Annotated in this window: 13 protein-coding genes; 7 read left to right on the top strand and 6 right to left on the bottom strand. The window is 69.5% G+C overall.

What is annotated here, in order from left to right:
• Positions 1-254 precede the first annotated feature (254 nt).
• From dnaJ to AC3WXD_RS25455, 3 genes are all read right to left on the bottom strand, one after another.
• Entirely contained in the window at positions 255-1,400 is a 1,146-nt protein-coding gene (gene dnaJ / locus AC3WXD_RS25445) for a molecular chaperone DnaJ (protein ID WP_020204173.1), read from the bottom strand.
• A gap of 188 nt (positions 1,401-1,588) precedes the next feature.
• Positions 1,589-3,547, bottom strand: coding sequence for a molecular chaperone DnaK (gene dnaK / locus AC3WXD_RS25450; protein WP_059413539.1), 1,959 nt, complete (start codon positions 3,545-3,547; stop codon positions 1,589-1,591).
• A gap of 213 nt (positions 3,548-3,760) precedes the next feature.
• The gene (locus tag AC3WXD_RS25455; protein ID WP_492324908.1) at positions 3,761-4,324 is read right to left on the bottom strand and encodes a cob(I)yrinic acid a,c-diamide adenosyltransferase; all 564 of its coding nucleotides are present in this window, start codon (positions 4,322-4,324) and stop codon (positions 3,761-3,763) included.
• Positions 4,325-4,557: 233 nt separating this feature from the next.
• Between AC3WXD_RS25455 and AC3WXD_RS25460 the strand changes: the two genes are divergently transcribed.
• The 6 genes from AC3WXD_RS25460 to glcF all read left to right on the top strand — a co-directional run bounded on the left by AC3WXD_RS25460 (position 4,558) and on the right by glcF (position 12,127).
• Positions 4,558-5,976 carry an FAD-binding oxidoreductase gene (locus AC3WXD_RS25460; RefSeq protein WP_492324909.1) on the top strand — a complete coding sequence of 473 codons (1,419 nt, stop codon included), beginning with the start codon at positions 4,558-4,560 and terminating at the stop codon, positions 5,974-5,976.
• Positions 5,977-5,985: 9 nt separating this feature from the next.
• Entirely contained in the window at positions 5,986-6,876 is an 891-nt protein-coding gene (locus tag AC3WXD_RS25465) for a LysR substrate-binding domain-containing protein (RefSeq protein WP_020204168.1), read from the top strand.
• Positions 6,877-7,192: 316 nt separating this feature from the next.
• Positions 7,193-8,686 (top strand): FAD-linked oxidase C-terminal domain-containing protein, encoded by a 1,494-nt coding sequence (locus AC3WXD_RS25470; RefSeq protein ID WP_020204167.1) that lies wholly within the window; start codon positions 7,193-7,195, stop codon positions 8,684-8,686.
• A gap of 2 nt (positions 8,687-8,688) precedes the next feature.
• Positions 8,689-9,669 carry an ion transporter gene (locus tag AC3WXD_RS25475; RefSeq protein WP_020204166.1) on the top strand — a complete coding sequence of 327 codons (981 nt, stop codon included), beginning with the start codon at positions 8,689-8,691 and terminating at the stop codon, positions 9,667-9,669.
• A gap of 47 nt (positions 9,670-9,716) precedes the next feature.
• On the top strand, positions 9,717-10,814 hold the full coding sequence (glcE, locus tag AC3WXD_RS25480) for a glycolate oxidase subunit GlcE (RefSeq protein WP_492324910.1): 1,098 nt from the start codon (positions 9,717-9,719) through the stop codon (positions 10,812-10,814).
• Between the two features lie 62 nt (positions 10,815-10,876).
• The gene (gene glcF, locus AC3WXD_RS25485) at positions 10,877-12,127 is read left to right on the top strand and encodes a glycolate oxidase subunit GlcF (protein ID WP_059413534.1); all 1,251 of its coding nucleotides are present in this window, start codon (positions 10,877-10,879) and stop codon (positions 12,125-12,127) included.
• A 10-nt stretch (positions 12,128-12,137) separates the two neighbouring features.
• Here glcF and AC3WXD_RS25490 read toward each other — a convergent pair whose 3' ends face one another.
• The 3 genes from AC3WXD_RS25490 to AC3WXD_RS25500 are packed head-to-tail and all read right to left on the bottom strand — an operon-like array spanning position 12,138 to position 15,371.
• Positions 12,138-12,746: a flavin reductase family protein gene (locus AC3WXD_RS25490; RefSeq protein WP_492324911.1), complete on the bottom strand. Its 609-nt coding sequence runs from the start codon at positions 12,744-12,746 to the stop codon at positions 12,138-12,140.
• Position 12,747: 1 nt separating this feature from the next.
• Positions 12,748-13,698, bottom strand: a complete 951-nt coding sequence (locus AC3WXD_RS25495; RefSeq protein ID WP_059413532.1) for a carbon-nitrogen hydrolase family protein — start codon at positions 13,696-13,698, stop codon at positions 12,748-12,750.
• A 20-nt stretch (positions 13,699-13,718) separates the two neighbouring features.
• The gene (locus AC3WXD_RS25500; RefSeq protein ID WP_492324912.1) at positions 13,719-15,371 is read right to left on the bottom strand and encodes an MFS transporter; all 1,653 of its coding nucleotides are present in this window, start codon (positions 15,369-15,371) and stop codon (positions 13,719-13,721) included.
• 300 nt (positions 15,372-15,671) lie between these two features.
• Between AC3WXD_RS25500 and AC3WXD_RS25505 the strand changes: the two genes are divergently transcribed.
• Positions 15,672-16,427, top strand: coding sequence for a TrmB family transcriptional regulator (locus AC3WXD_RS25505; RefSeq protein WP_196812899.1), 756 nt, complete (start codon positions 15,672-15,674; stop codon positions 16,425-16,427).
• Positions 16,428-16,526 lie beyond the last annotated feature (99 nt).

Consider the following 16,526-nt stretch of genomic DNA (forward strand, 5'->3'; position numbering starts at 1 on the left):
CGAACGGTTCGGGCGAAGCAGAGCGGGAAGCGGAGGGGGAAGCGGAGGAGGAAGCGGAGGGGGAAGCGGGAAGAACTGCCACGGGGAAATCACCAGCGTCGGTTGGGGCGGCCGCGAAACGCGGCGATATCGCATTATCGCGCGCTGCGCACGCAGGAACCGCCAGCGGCAAAACCCGCCACCAGCCCCCCAAAAAAAAGAAAGCCGGCCACGCCGTCAAGCGTGGCCGGCCACTCGCCGCGAGCCGAACCGGCTCAGCTGAAGAAGCTCTTCACCTTGTCCAGCCAGGATTGCTCCTGCGGGCTGTGGCGCGAGCCGCCTTCGTGCACCGAGCGGTCGAACTGGCGCAGGATGTCCTTCTGCGCCTCGGTCAGCTTGACCGGCGTTTCCACGTTCACGTGCACGTAGAGGTCGCCCGGATAACCCGAGCGCACGCCCTTGATGCCCTTGCCGCGCAGGCGGAAGGTCTTGCCGGCCTGGGTGCCTTCGGGCACCGGGAAGCTGGCCTTGCCGCCCAGCGTGGGCACTTCCAGGTCGCCGCCGAGCGCCGCGGTGGCGAACGAGATCGGCATCTGGCAGTGCAGGTCGTCGCCGTCGCGCTCGAACACCGCGTGCGGGCGGATGTGCACTTCCACGTACAGGTCGCCCGGGGGGCCGCCGTTGATGCCCGGCTCGCCGTTGCCCGAGGAGCGGATGCGCATGCCCTCGTCGATGCCGGCGGGGATCTTCACTTCCAGCGTCTTCTGCGACTTGATCTTGCCCTGGCCGTGGCACTTGGTGCACGGCTTGGGGATGTGCTTGCCGGTGCCGTGGCACTTCGGGCAGGTCTGCTGCATCGAGAAGAAGCCCTGCGACACGCGCACCTGGCCCGCGCCGTGGCAGGTCGGGCAGGTCTCGACGTTGGTGCCGGGCTCGGCGCCGTTGCCGTGGCAGTGCTCGCATTCGTCCCAGTGCGGCACGCGGATCTGCGCCTCGTGGCCGTGCGCGGCCTGCTCGAGCGAGATCTCCATGCTGTAGCGCAGGTCGGCACCGCGGTACACCTGCGGGCCGCCACCGCTGCGGCGCCCGGCGCCCTGGCCCTGCTGGCCGAAGATGTCGCCGAAGATGTCGCCGAAGGCCTCGGCGAAGCCGCCGTAGCCCTGGCCGCCGCCGCCGAAGCCGCCCGCCATGTTGGGGTCGACGCCGGCGTGGCCGTACTGGTCGTAGGCCGCCTTCTTCTCGGGGTCGGAGAGCATCTCGTAGGCCTCCTTGACCTCCTTGAATTTCTCCTCCGAATCCTTGCTGTCCGGATTGCGGTCCGGGTGGTGCTTCATCGCCAGCTTGCGATATGCCTTCTTGATATCGTCGTCGCTGGCGTTCTTGCCCACCCCGAGCACTTCGTAGTAGTCACGTTTTGCCATGGTGGCTGATTACCTGATTGGCCCCGCGGCGCGTGTGAGACCCGCCCGGGCAAATAGCAAAGAAAATAGCAAAAAAGCCGAGCGCGGCATCCGACGGCGGTAATCCGCTTGGTCCGATGTCCGTCGCCCGGCGTGGGGACAGGGGCTGGCGGCGGTGCCGCGCACCGCGCCCCTCCCCAGCTCATCCATTACTTCTTGTCGTTGACTTCCTTGAATTCGGCGTCCACGACGTTGTCGTCCTGCGGCTGGGCCTGCTGGTGCTGGCCGGCACCCGCGCCCGCGGCACCGGCCGCGCCCGCGCCGCCCGCTTCGCCGGACTTGGCCTGCATGTCGGCGTAGACGCGCTCGCCCAGCTTCTGGCTGGCCTCGGACAGCGCATTGACCTTGGCGTCGATCTCGGCCTTGTCGCCGCCGCGCGCGGCGTCTTCCAGTTCCTTGATCGCGGCTTCGATCTTTTCCTTCTCGCCCGCCTCGAGCTTGTCGCCGTATTCGGCGACCGCCTTCTTGGTCGAGTGGATCAGCGCGTCGGCCTGGTTGCGGGCGTCAGCCAGCTCGCGGGCCTTCTTGTCTTCCTCGGCGTTGGCCTCGGCGTCCTTCACCATGCGCTGGATCTCGTCTTCCGACAGGCCCGAGTTCGCCTTGATGGTGATGCGGTTTTCCTTGCCGGTCGCCTTGTCCTTGGCGCCCACGTGCAGGATGCCGTTGGCGTCGATGTCGAACGACACTTCGATCTGCGGCAGGCCGCGCGGCGCCGGGGCGATGCCCTCGAGGTTGAACTCGCCCAGCAGCTTGTTGCCGGTGGCCATTTCGCGCTCGCCCTGGAACACCTTGATGGTCACGGCCGGCTGGTTGTCGTCGGCGGTCGAGAACACCTGCGCATGCTTGGTCGGGATGGTGGTGTTCTTGGTGATCATCTTGGTCATCACGCCGCCCAGGGTCTCGATGCCCAGCGACAGCGGCGTCACGTCCAGCAGCAGCACGTCCTTGCGGTCGCCCGACAGCACCGAGCCCTGGATCGCGGCGCCCACGGCCACGGCTTCGTCAGGGTTCACGTCCTTGCGCGCTTCCTTGCCGAAGAACTCCTTGACCTGCTCCTGCACCTTGGGCATGCGGGTCATGCCGCCGACCAGGATCACGTCGTCGATCTCGCTGACCTTGACGCCGGCGTCCTTGATCGCGATGCGGCACGGCTCGATGGTGCGGGTGATCAGCTCTTCCACCAGCGCTTCGAGCTTGGCGCGCGTCATCTTCAGGTTCAAGTGCTTCGGGCCCGAGGCGTCCGCCGTGATGTACGGCAGGTTGATCTCGGTCTGCTGCGAGCTCGACAGTTCGATCTTGGCCTTTTCCGCGGCTTCCTTCAGGCGCTGCAGCGCGAGCACGTCCTTGGACAGGTCGACGCCCTGGTCCTTCTTGAACTCGCTGATGATGTAGTCGATGATGCGCTGGTCGAAGTCTTCGCCGCCCAGGAAGGTGTCGCCGTTGGTCGACAGCACTTCGAACTGCTTCTCGCCGTCCACGTCCGCGATCTCGATGATCGAGATGTCGAAGGTGCCGCCGCCGAGGTCATACACGGCGATCTTGCGGTCGCCCTTCTCGTTCTTGTCGAGGCCGAACGCCAGCGCGGCCGCGGTCGGCTCGTTGATGATGCGCTTGACGTCGAGGCCGGCGATGCGGCCGGCGTCCTTGGTGGCCTGGCGCTGCGAGTCGTTGAAGTAGGCCGGCACGGTGATCACGGCTTCGGTCACCGGCTCGCCGAGGTAGTCCTCGGCCGTCTTCTTCATCTTGCGCAGCACTTCGGCGGACACCTGCGGCGGCGCCAGCTTCTGGTCGCGCACCGACACCCATGCGTCGCCGTTGTCAGCCTTGACGATGGAGTACGGCATCAGGCCGATGTCCTTCTGCACTTCCTTTTCTTCGAACTTGCGGCCGATCAGGCGCTTCACCGCGTACAGGGTGTTGCGCGGATTGGTCACCGCCTGGCGCTTGGCCGGCGCGCCCACCAGGATCTCGCCATCTTCCATGTAGGCGATGATCGACGGGGTGGTGCGGGTGCCTTCGGCGTTTTCGATCACCTTGGGCGTATTGCCTTCCATGATCGCGACACAGCTATTGGTGGTACCGAGGTCGATACCGATGATCTTACCCATTTATTCTCTCCTCTTGAGCCCCGCTATCCGCGGGCGCTGCAATTCGTCCTGGAGTCGGAAATGTGGCCGTCCGGGGCCATTTCAAGGGCCGGACGCGCAATTCCGAGTAATTTTCTCGGTTTTTCCGGGCGCATCGCGGCAGGACGGCGGCCGGCCGGCGGGGCGGCCCGCGCGCCGGCGCGCGGCGGCGGGAGCCGGCCCGTCGTTTATGCCTTATTTATCACTTTCGGCAGCCCGCCCGCGCTGCCACAGCACGTCGCCGCCGCCGGCCGCGCGGTTCAGCACGCGCGCCAGCACGAACAGCAGGTCGGAGAGCCGGTTCAGGTACTGGCGCGGCGCCTCGTTGAGCGCCTCCTGCCCGCCCAGCGCCACCAGCGCCCGCTCGGCGCGCCGGCACACCGTGCGGCAGACGTGCGCCACCGCCGCGGCGCGGCTGCCGCCGGGCAGGATGAACTCGGCCAGGCGCGGCAGGCCGGCGTTGTAGTGCACCAGCCAGTCGTCCAGTTGCAGCACCTGTTCCGGCTTGACCAGCACGTAGCCGGGGATGGACAGCTCGCCGCCGAGGTCGAACAGGTCGTGCTGGATGTGCAGCAGCGCCGCGCGCACCTCGTCGGGCAGCATTTCGGCCAGCAGCACGCCGAGATGGGAATTGAGCTCGTCGACGTCGCCGATGGCGGCGATGCGCAGGCTGTCCTTGCCGGTGCGGCTGCCGTCGCCGAGGCCGGTGGTGCCGCCGTCCCCGGTGCGGGTGGCGATCTTGGTCAGGCGGTTGCCCATGCGGGTCTCCTGCGGTGGCAATCCCGCATTATGGCGCCCATCGGCGCCGCGGCGGCGGCGGTCGCGCGCATGCCGGGCGCCGGCGCCCGATGTGCTGTGGCGGACAGGCGCGGCGTAGAATAGCGGGATTCGCCCGCGACGCCAGCGGGCACCAGTGCCGGCACCGACGCGCGCCGCCCGCTCCCGGGCAGCGCCGCGCGGCAGCCTGCCGCCGCAGTCCCGCCGGAGACACCATGAACCATCCCACCCCCCACGCGGCGCTGGCGCGCCAGCCGCTGCCGGCCGTCGTGCGCGAGGCCCTGCAGGCCCGTTTCGGCGAGCGCTTCTCCACCTCCGCCGGCGTGTGCGAGCACCACGGGCGCGACGAGTCGCCGTTCCCGCCGGCCGCGCCGGACGGCGTGGTGTTCGCCCACAGCACCGAGGAAGTGGCCGAGGTGGCGCGCCTGTGCAACGCGCACCGCGTGCCGCTGATCCCCTACGGCGCCGGCTCCTCGCTCGAGGGCCACCTGCTGGCGGTGGCCGGCGGCATCAGCCTCGACCTGTCGCAGATGAACCGCGTGCTGTCGGTGCAGGCCGAGGACCTGAACGTGACCGTGCAGCCGGGCGTGACCCGCAAGCAGCTCAACCAGGAAATCAAGGACAGCGGCCTGTTCTTCCCGATCGACCCGGGCGCCGACGCCTCGCTGGGCGGCATGTGCGCCACGCGCGCCTCCGGGACCAACGCGGTGCGCTACGGCACCATGCGCGAGAACGTGCTGGCGCTGACCGTGGTCATGGCCGACGGCCGCATCGTCAGGACCGGCACGCACGCGCGCAAGTCGTCCGCCGGCTACGACCTGACCCGCCTGATGATCGGCAGCGAAGGCACGCTGGGCATCATCACCGAGGTCACGGTGCGGCTCTACCCGCAGCCCGAGGCCATCTCCGCCGCCATCTGCGCGTTCCCCAGCATGGGCAGCGCGGTGCGGGCGGTGATCGACACCATCCAGCTCGGCGTGCCGGTGGCGCGCGTGGAGTTCGTCGACGCGCTGGCCATCCGCGCCATCAACCGGCACGACAACCTGTCCATGCCGGAGATGCCGCACCTGTTCTTCGAGTTCCACGGCACCGGGGCCGGCGTCAGGGAGCAGGCCGAGACCGTGCAGCAGATCGCCGCCGAGCACGGCGGCCAGGGCTTCGAGTGGGCCACCCGGCCGGAAGACCGCAGCCGCCTGTGGAACGCGCGCCATACCGCCTACTTCGCCATGCTCCAGCTCAAGCCGGGCTGCCGCGCCGTCACCACCGACGTGTGCGTGCCGATCTCGCGGCTGGCCGAGTGCGTGAGCGAGACCGAGCGCGACCTCGCCGCCTCCACGCTGCCCTGCCCGATCGTCGGCCACGTCGGCGACGGCAACTTCCACGTGGCGATCCTGACCGACCCGGCCAGGCCCGAGGAGCTGGCCGAGGCCGAGACCATCAACCGGCGCATCGTCGAGCGCGCGCTGGCCCTGGGCGGCACCTGCACCGGCGAGCACGGCGTGGGCCTGCACAAGATGGACTTCCTGGTCAGCGAGCACGGCGAGGATGCGCTGGACCTGATGCGCGCCATCAAGAACGCGCTCGATCCCAACCACATCCTCAACCCGGGCAAGATCTTCCGCGCGACGCGCTAGGGGCCGCGCATGGCCGCCGTGTTCAACCGCGTCCCGCCGCTGCACCTGCTGATCGCGTTCGAGGCCGCCGCCCGCCTGGGCAGCTTCGCGCGCGCGGCGGAGGAGCTGTCGGTCACGCCCAGCGCCGTGTCGCACCGCATCAAGAACCTCGAGGAGCTGTGGGGCGAGGACCTGTTCGTGCGCTCCAACGCCGCGCTGCGGCTGACCGCCGCCGGCACGCGCTACCTGCGCAACGTGCAGGACGCGCTCAAGTCCCTCAACGAGCTGGCGCGGCCCGAGTACAACAAGCAGCGCACGCGCCTGCGCGTGGCGATCCCGCCCACCTTCGGCCGCCAGCACCTGGTGCCGCGCCTGCCCGAGTTCACCGCGCTGTACCCGCACATCGACACCGAGCTGCACCTGGCCATCCCGTTCCTCGACGTGAAGGCCGAGGACACCGACGTGGAGATCCGCTACGGCACCGGCCGCTACCCGGACCTGAAGACCACCAGGCTGCTGGTCGAGCCGGTGTTCCCGGCCTGCGGGCGCGAATACTACGAGCACATCGACGGCCGCTCGGTCACGCGGCCCGAGCACCTGCACAACCTGGTGCTGCTGCGCAGCCCGCTGGAGCCGTGGAAGCCGTGGTTCGAGACCGCCGGGCTGGACTGGCCCGAGCCGCAGACCGGCCCGCAGTTCAACGACATCGGCCTGATGCTGGAGGCCATCGCCTCCAACCAGGGCGTGGCGCTGGTGCGCCAGCGCATGGCCCGCCACTGGCTGGCGCTGGGCCAGATGGTGCGCCTGCTCGACATCGAATCGGTCTCGCCGCACGGCTACTACATCGTCGAGCGCGAGCAGGCGCCGCTCAAGCCCGAGGCGCGCTATTTCGTCGACTGGCTGCTGGGACTGGAGTGGTAGCGGCGTAGCCGGCCATGCCGGGGCGTGGCGCCGGGATGTGGCGCCGGAGAGCCGCCGGCGGTGGCCGCCGACATGGCAGCCGGCATGGCAGCCGGCGCCCGCTGCCGGTGCTAAGCTGGAATCGCGCGGCGCCCGCGCGCGGGTCCGGCCGTGCCCTGCCATGTTCCGGTCCGCCGCCGGCATGAGCGATTTTGATCGGCCTGCCATGCGGAATTCACGTCGCCGCCATGCTGCGCGGCGGCGCGGCTGCGCTATAGTCCTTGCTCCCCACCCGCTCGCGCCGCGCCCCGCGCCCGCGGCCACTACAGGAGTTGTCATGAACGCCCCGCACGAAGTCTCCCTGGTCACCGACGACAGCCGCCGCGCGGCGCTGCTCGAAGGCCTGGCGAAAATCCTGCCCGATGCGGCCCTGTTGTGGAAGCCCGAGGACACCGCGCCCTACGAATGCGATGGCCTGGCCGCCTACCGCCAGTTGCCGGTGGCCGTGGTGCTGCCCGACAGCGAAGAACAGGTCTGCGCCATCCTGCGCCTGTGCCATGCGCTGCAGGTGCCGGTGGTGCCGCGCGGCGCGGGCACCAGCCTGTCCGGCGGCGCCATGCCGATCGCCACCGGGCTGGTGCTGTCGCTGGCCAAGTTCAAGCGCATCGTCGGCGTGGATGCGCGCGCGCGCACGGCGGTGGTCCAGCCGGGCGTGCGCAACCTGGCCATCTCCGAGGCCGCCGCGCCCCACGGCCTCTATTACGCGCCCGACCCGTCCTCGCAGATCGCCTGCACCATTGGCGGCAACGTCAGCGAGAACTCGGGCGGCGTGCACTGCCTCAAGTACGGCCTCACGGTACACAACGTGCTGCGCGTGCGCGCGGTCACGATGGCCGGCGAGGTGGTGGAGTTCGGCTCCGAGGCGCCCGACGCGCCCGGGCTGGACCTGCTGGCCGCGATGATCGGCTCGGAGGGCATGCTGGCGGTCGTCACCGAAGTGACCGTCAAGCTGATCCCCAAGCCGCAACTGGCGCAGGTCATCATGGCCAGCTTCGACGACGTGGCCAAGGGCGGCAACGCGGTGGCCGACGTGATCGGCGCGGGCATCATCCCGGCCGGGCTGGAGATGATGGACAAGCCCGCCACCGCGGCCGTGGAAGAATTCGTGCGCGCCGGCTACGACCTCGACGCCGCCGCCATCCTGCTGTGCGAGTCCGACGGCACCACCGAGGAAGTGGCCGAGGAGATCGAGCGCATGAGCGAGGTGCTGCGCGCCTCGGGCGCCACGCGCATCGCCGTGTCGCAGAGCGAGTCGGAGCGGCTGCGCTTCTGGAGCGGGCGCAAGAACGCCTTCCCCGCGGCCGGCCGCATCTCGCCGGACTACTACTGCATGGACGGCACCATCCCGCGCAAGCACATCGGCACGCTGCTCACGCGCATCGAGGAAATGGAGCGCAAGTACGGGCTGCGCTGCATGAACGTGTTCCATGCCGGCGACGGCAACATGCACCCGCTGATCCTGTTCGACGGCGCCGACCAGGACCAGTGGCACCGCGCCGAGCTGTTCGGCTCGGACATCCTCGAGAGCTGCGTGGAGCTGGGCGGCACCGTCACCGGCGAGCACGGCGTGGGCGTGGAGAAGCTCAACTCGATGTGCGTGCAGTTCTCGCCCGAGGAGCGCGAGATGTTCTTCGCCGTCAAGGCGGCCTTCGACCCGGCGCGCCTGCTCAACCCGGACAAGGCCATCCCCACGCTGGCACGCTGCGCGGAATACGGCCGCATGCACGTCAAGCGCGGCCTGCTGCCGCATCCCGACCTGCCGCGCTTCTGAACATGGCGGGCCACAAAGCCGCCGCGCGCGGCCAGCAGCGACTCACCGCGCAGGTGCGCCAGCGCCTGGGCAAGCCCGAGTCGGGCTGGCGCGAGCGCTGGTACACCATCATCTTCGAGGCCGACACGCACGCCGGGCGGCTGTTCGACATCGCGCTGCTGCTGTGCATCGTGGCCAGCGTGCTGGTGGTGGTGTTCGACAGCCTGCCGGCGGTCAGCCAGCGCCTGGGCAGCGCGTTCACGGCGGCGGAGTGGCTGTTCACGCTGGTGTTCACGGCCGAGTACGTGATGCGCATCCTGGTGGTGCGCCGCCCGCTGCGCTATGTGTTCAGCTTCTTCGGCGTGGTGGACTTCCTGTCGATCATCCCGACCTGGCTGGCCTTCTTCGTGCCGGAGCTGGCCTTCCTGATCGACGTGCGCCTGCTGCGGCTGCTGCGCGTGTTCCGGATCCTCAAGCTGACGGTGTACTTCGAGGAGGCGCAGATCCTGTACCGCGCGCTGGCCAACAGCCGGCGCAAGATCTTCGTGTTCCTGGCCACGGTGTTCATCATCACCGTGATCCTGGGCACCGTGATGTACGTGGTGGAAGGCCCGCAGCACGGCTTCACCAGCATCCCGGTGAGCATGTACTGGGCGGTGGTGACGCTGACCACGACCGGCTTCGGCGACATGGTGCCGAAGACGCCGCTGGGGCAGTTCATCACCTCGCTGACCATCCTGCTGGGCTACGGCATCATCGCCTTCCCGACCGGCATCGTCGGCGCCGAGCTGGCCGCCAGCATCCTGAAGCGGCCGCTGACCACGCGCACCTGCACGCACTGCCTGAGCGAGGGGCACGACCCCGACGCGGCCTACTGCAAGCACTGCGGCAGCGCGCTGCCGCCGTACCGGGAAGACCACGACGAGCGCGACGAGCGCGACAGGCAAGACGAAAACGCGGGCGGCGGCAAACCCGCGCCCGGCGCCAGGACACCGCCAGGCTGACCCGCCCTCGCCCACAAAACCCACACAACCAGAACCAGCCAGCATCCATGCCAGCCGACCAGCAAGCCACCCTCGACGCCTTCCGCGACACCATCCGGCGCGCCACGGACGCACGCACGCCGCTGCGCCTGCGCGGCGGCGGCAGCAAGGATTTCTACGGCCAGCAATTGCAGGGCGAGGTGCTCGACACGCGCGGCTACGGCGGCATCGTCGACTACGACCCGCCGGAGCTGGTGATCACCGCGCGCTGCGGCACGCCGCTGGCCGAGATCGAGGCGGCGCTGGCCGAGCGCCGCCAGATGCTGGCCTTCGAGCCGCCGCATTTCGGCGCCGGCGCCACGCTCGGCGGCGCGGTCGCGGCGGGCCTGTCCGGCCCGCGCCGGCAGGCCGTGGGCGCGCTGCGCGACTTCGTGCTCGGCGTGCAGGTGATGGACGGCCGCGGCGACATCCTCGGCTTCGGCGGCCAGGTCATGAAGAACGTGGCGGGCTACGACGTCTCGCGCCTGATGGCCGGCTCGCTGGGCACGCTGGGGCTGATCCTGGAAGTCTCGCTCAAGGTGCTGCCGGTGCCGTTCGACGAGGCCACGCTGCGCTTCGCGCTGGGCGAGGCCGAGGCGCTCGAGCGCCTCAACCAGTGGGGCGGCCAGCCGCTGCCGGTGGCCGCCTCGGCCTGGCACGACGGCACGCTGCACCTGCGCCTGTCGGGCGCGGCCGCCGCGGTGCGCGCCGCGCGCGAGCGCCTGGGCGGCGAGGCCGTGGCGCCGGACCAGGCCGGCGCGCTGTGGCAGGCGCTGCGCGAGCAGCAGCATCCGTTCTTCGCCCCGGTGCAGGCGGGCCGCGCGCTGTGGCGCGTCGCCGTGCCCACCACCGCCGCGCCGCTGGCGCTGCCGGGCGGCCAGTTGATCGAATGGGGCGGCGGCCAGCGCTGGTGGCTGGGCGGCGCCGACAGCGCCGCCGATGCCGCCGCCGTGCGCGCGGCCGCCGCCGCCGCGGGCGGCCACGCCACGCTGTTCCGCAACGGCGACAAGGCCGCCGGCGTGTTCACGCCGCTGGCCGCGCCGCTGGAGGCGATCCACCAGCGCCTCAAGGCCAGCTTCGACCCCGCCGGCATCTTCAACCCGCGGCGCATGTACGCCGGCTTCTGAGCCGCGCGCCAGGCAACCCATTCCCCAGCATCCCGAGCAAAGGCACCGGAGAGTCCCCCACCATGCAAACCACCCTGGCCGAGTTCCTGCGCGGCACGCCCGAAGGCGAAGAGGCCAAGTCCATCGTCGGCAAGTGCGTGCACTGCGGCTTCTGCACCGCCACCTGCCCCACCTACCAGTTGCTCGGCGACGAGCTGGACGGCCCGCGCGGGCGCATCTACCTGATGAAGCAGGTGTTCGAAGGCCAGCCCGTCACCGAAAGCACGCGCCTGCACCTGGACCGCTGCCTGACCTGCCGCAACTGCGAATCGACCTGCCCCTCGGGCGTACGCTACGGCCGCCTGGTGGACATCGGCCGCAAGGTGGTGGACGAGCGCCTGGCGGCCCAGGGCGTGCAGCGCCCGGCCGGCGAGCGCTTCGCGCGCTGGGCCCTGCGCGAAGGCATCACGCGCCCGGCGCTGTTCGGCCCGGCCATGCGCCTGGGCCAGCGCGTGCGCCCGCTGCTGCCGCAGGCGCTGCGCAACAAGGTGCCGAAGCCGACTGCCGCAGGCGCGTGGCCGCGCAACGCCCACGCGCGCAAGATGGTGCTGCTCGACGGCTGCGTGCAGCCTTCGATGTCGCCCAACATCAACGCCGCCACCGCGCGCGTGTTCGACCGCCTCGGCGTGCAGCTGCTGGTGGCGCGCGAGGCCGGCTGCTGCGGCGCGGTGCGCCACCACACCGGCGACCACGACGGCGGCCTCGACAATGCGCGCCGCAACATCGACGCCTGGTGGCCGCTGGTGGAAGCCGGCGCCGAGGCCATCGTGATGACCTCCTCGGGCTGCGGCGTGATGGTCAAGGAATACGGCCACCTGCTGCGCAACGACGCGCGCTACGCCGAACGCGCGCACCGCATCTCGGCGCTCACGCGCGACCTGTGCGAGCTGCTGCCGGACTTCGCCGACAACCTGCAGGACATGGCCAGCGCCGCGCCGCGCGCCGGCGACGGCCAGCGCGTGGCCTACCACCCGCCCTGCACCCTGCAGCACGGCCAGCAGATCCGCGGCCGCGTGGAGGCGCTGCTGACCGCGCTGGGCGTGGAGGTCAAGCTCTGCGCCGACAGCCACCTGTGCTGCGGCTCGGCCGGTACCTACTCGGTGCTGCAGCCGGCGCTGTCCCAGCGCCTGCGCGACGACAAGCTCGCCAACCTGCAGGCCTCGAAGCCGGACGCCATCGTGTCGGCCAACATCGGCTGCATCACGCACCTGCAGAGCGGCACCGACACGCCGGTGCAGCACTGGATCGAACTGGTGGACCGGCTACTGGGGTGAGCGGCCGCGGCTAGCCCGGCCGCTCCAGCTGGAACAGATCGGTGGAGCGCGCATACCAGCCGCTGCCGTGCATGCGGCTGATCAGGTCCAGCGCCGGCGCGTCGATGTAGCCCCGCGCGGGATCGAGCAGCACGTCGTCCCTCACGTACATCGACAACACCCTGCCGATGACCACGAACTGGCCGGGGCCGGTCATGATGCTGGTGTGGCTGGCGCACTCGAGCGCCACCGGGCAGCCGTCGATCCGCGGCGGACGCACGACCCTCGACGCGACCGGCGCCAGGCCGACAAGCGCGATCTCGTCCTCGCCCGGCGCGTAGTCGGCGGCCGTCATGTTCATCGGCCCGGCAAGCGCCGCGGGCACGAGGTTCACCACGAACTCCCCCGTGTCGAGGATGTTCGCCGCCGTGTCCTTGGTTCCGCGGCTCTGGTGCCGGAGCAGTCCCAGCGCGACCGTGGGCGGCTCATGCCCCATCACGTTGAAGAAGCTGTAGGGCGCGGCATTGACGACGCCCTCCTTCGAGACGGTCGTGACCCATGCGATGGGCCGCGGGGTGACCGCCGAGGTCAGCAGGTTGTACACCGTGCGCGCCGGCAACGATCCGAAGTCCAGATCCACCTCACGCCTCCTCGTCGCCCGCGCCGGAAATGCAGGTGAGCGCCGCCTTCGGGCGGGTATCCACGGCGAGGCGGAAGACGTCCGGGCGGGCATAGTGCCCGGCGACGTCGAAGTCGAACTTGCCGCGGATGATCTGCCGCGGATCGACGGTGGCGTACAGCACGGCTTCCCGGTTGAACTCGGGGCCGGCCAGGACCTGGCCGAGCGGGTCGACGATGGCGCTGCCGCCGCGCAGCAGGACCGTCTCCGGGGCATCGCCGAGCGCGCACTCCATGTCCTCGGGATAGGCGCCGCGGCGCAGGTACTGGCAGGCGCTCAGCACGTAGCAGCGGCCCTCGAGCGCGATATGCCGCATGCTCGGCAGCCAGGTGTCGCGGTCGTCGGCGGTCGGCGCGCAATACAGCGCGACGCCCTTGCCGTACATATACATGCGCAGCATCGGCATGTAGTTTTCCCAGCAGATGACGGCGCCGATGCGGCCGTAGGGCGTGTCGACGACGGGCATCGTCGAGCCGTCGCCGAACCCCCACACCAGCCGCTCGCCGGCGGTCGGCATCAGCTTCCGGTGCTTGGCGACCAGCCCGCTGCTGCCGTGGAAGAACAGCGCGGTGCAGTACAGCGTGCCGCCGTCCGCCTCGATGCACCCGATCACGACGAACGCGTCGCTGTGCGCGACCGCCTCCGCGATCAGCGCCACTTCCTTGCCGTCGAGCGCGATGGCCTGTTCGTGGTAGGCCGCGTAGGCGTCGCGGCCCGCGGGCGTGCGCATGCCCACCGGCGCGCCGAAGCTGTTTCCTTTCGGATAGCCGCCCAGGAAGGCTTCGGGAAAGACGATGACCTTGGCGTCCTGCCCGATGGCCTCGCGCACCAGGCGCGCGGCTTTCTCCGCACAGGCCATGCTGTCGGTGGGAATCGATTCGGCCTGGACGACGGCCACTTTGAATGGGTTCATGATGATTGCCGGTGTGTGGTTCAGTGTTCGAGATCCGGGTCGATGGCGGTGGCGCGGAGGTTGGGAAGCAGGGCCGCGCCGATCACGCCGACGACGCCGGTGATGACGACCGGATACATCAGGCCGCCGAAGACGTTGCCGGTCGACTGAGACAGGAAGGTGGCGACGAACGGCAGGATGCCGCCGAAGATCCCGGCGCCGATGTGATACGGGAACGACAGCGCCGTGTAGCGGATGCGCGCCGGAAACAGCTCGACCAGATAGGCCGCCACCGGGCCGTAGACCATCGCCACCATCGCGGTCATCAGCACGAGGATGAACACGATCATGGCGCTGTCGATCTGCGCGGGGTCCGCGCTGGCCGGATAGCCCGCCGCGGCAAGCGCCCTGGCATAGGCCGCCTTGTCGAAGCCGGGGATCAGCGGGGATGCGCCGATGCCGAGCGCCACCTCCTGGCCGGCGACGGCCGGCGCGAACGTGAAGCTGACGCCGTGCGCGACCAGGTATTTCTTCACCTGGACGCACAGCTTGCGGTGGTCGGGGTGGGTGCCGATCAGCGCGGCCTGGAGGCTGAAGTCGCACTGGCCGTGCGCGTTGTCGACGTGCAGCTGCACGGGAGCCGCCTCGGTGGCGTGGACCAGCGCGGGATTCCCGGCCCGCATCAGCGCGCCGAACATCGCGTGATAGGACAGCGCGGCGAGCAGCAGGCCGGCGACCATGATCCACTTGCGCCCGATCCGGTCGGACAGCCAGCTCATCAGCACGAAGCTGGGCGCGCCGATCAGGAAGCCCAGCGCGACGAGCCGGTATGCGCTCTCCTGGTCGATCAGCACGGCCTGCTGCAGGAAGATCATCACGTAGAACTGGCCCGTGAAATAGGTGGCGCCCTGGCCCGCGGTCACGCCCAGCAGCGCGAGCACGACGAGCTTCAGGTTGCGCCACTGGCCGAAGGTCTCCTTGAACGGATTGGGCGAGAGGCGGCGCTCGCGCTTCATGCGCGCGAACACCGGCGACTCGTGGAGCCTGGCGCGCACGTACACCGAGATCACCAGCATGACCAGCGACAGCAGGAACGGCACGCGCCAGCCCCAGGCGCGAAACGCCTCGGTGCTCATCGACGCCTGCGTCGCCATGATGACGAGCAGCGAGAGGATCAGGCCGGCCGACGACGTGATCTGGATCCAGCCGGTCAGCAGGCCCCGCCGCTTCGGCACGCAGTGCTCGGAGACGTAGATGACCGCGCCGCCGTATTCCCCGCCGACCGCCAGGCCCTGCACCACGCGCAGCGCCAGAAGCAGGATCCACGACAGGTGCCCGGCACTCTCGTAGGATGGCAGCAGCCCGATCAGCACGGTCGAGCCGCCCATCATGACCACGGTCATCAGGAACGTGTACTTGCGCCCGAGCTTGTCGCCGAGGTAGCCGAAGAAGATCGAGCCGAGCGGCCGGATGACGAAGCCGACCGCCAGCGCGCCGAGCGCGGCCAGCAGCGATACGGTCGGATTGTCGGCCGGGAACAGCACGCGGCTCATGAAGACGGCGAGCGAGCCATAGATGAAAAAGTCGTACCACTCGAAGAGCGTGCCCAGCGTCGAGGCGGCGACGATCTGCCGCTCCTCCTTGCGCGTCAGCTCCGCTGACGAATCGTGGCTGATGATGGCTTCTGCTGACATCTGTCTGGCTCCGTTTCTCGATTTCCTGAAAATCTGTCGAACACTTTCGACACATCGGTACGTTAGCAATTGCCGTGCCATCGCAGCTGGCAATATCAACGCTTATTAGTATATTTACGCACAAATATCGGCACTAAAAGCGAATTTATCAGGATCCATCTTGGTGCGCAAGCCACCAAATGGTGCAAAATTCCGGCGATCTGTCGAAGGATATGGACACATCGCAAGGTGGACTTGTCGATGGATTTCGACACTCGGCTACACTGCGGTATCTCTCGACCCGATGTGGAGTCCGCCGCGGTGGAAGCTGAACTCGCCCAACTGGGCATCACGAAATCGTTGTTCAACCTTTACATGGCCGCCGCCGAGCTCGGCGAGGCGACCATCGCCGAGGTGGCGGCGCGGGCCGGCATGGTCCGCACGACCGCGTACCATGCGCTGCAGCGGCTCGAGGAAGAGGGCCTGGTGACGATCGCTGACCGCGACGGCAAGCGCATCGTGGTGGCGGAAGATCCGCGCAAGCTGCTCGAGCGCGGCAAGGCGCGGCTGCAGGCGATCGAGGCGCTGGTGCCGCAGATGCGATCGGTCTACAACCGCATCAAGGGCAAGCCGCAGATCCGCTTCTTCGAAGGCGAGGAAGGCATCCGCACGGTCCTGTGGGAATCGCTGACGCTGACGGGCGCGCCCAGGGTGCTGCGCGGCTACCTGTCGATGCACGAGCTGGAGCAGACGCCCGGCCTGGGCGAGGTGGAGCGCTTCCTGAACGAGCGCGTGCAGCGCGGCATCGAGCTCAAGGTCATCCGCTCGCGCCAGCGCGACATCCAGCCGATCTGGCCCACGAGCCGCGCCGAGCGCCGCGAGCTGCGCTACGCGCCGCCGGAGATGGAGATATCGATGACCACCTTCATCTTCGACAACCGCGTGTCGCTGATCTCGTCGCGCCACGAGAACTACGGGCTGATCATCGAGAGCGAGGAGTTCGCCACCATGCAGCGCGGCCTCTTCGATACCGTCTGGAGCGTGAGCGAGGCCTCGCGGCCGCAGGACTCCATCTAGCCCGCGGCCCGCCGCGCGGCGGGCCGGCTATGACCACCCGGGCGCTTGCGGCCTTGCCGGCGCGGCCCCCCCGCAAGGCCCCCCCGGGTTACCAAGCCG

Source organism: Cupriavidus sp. FW216-B1 (assembly GCF_058789195.1).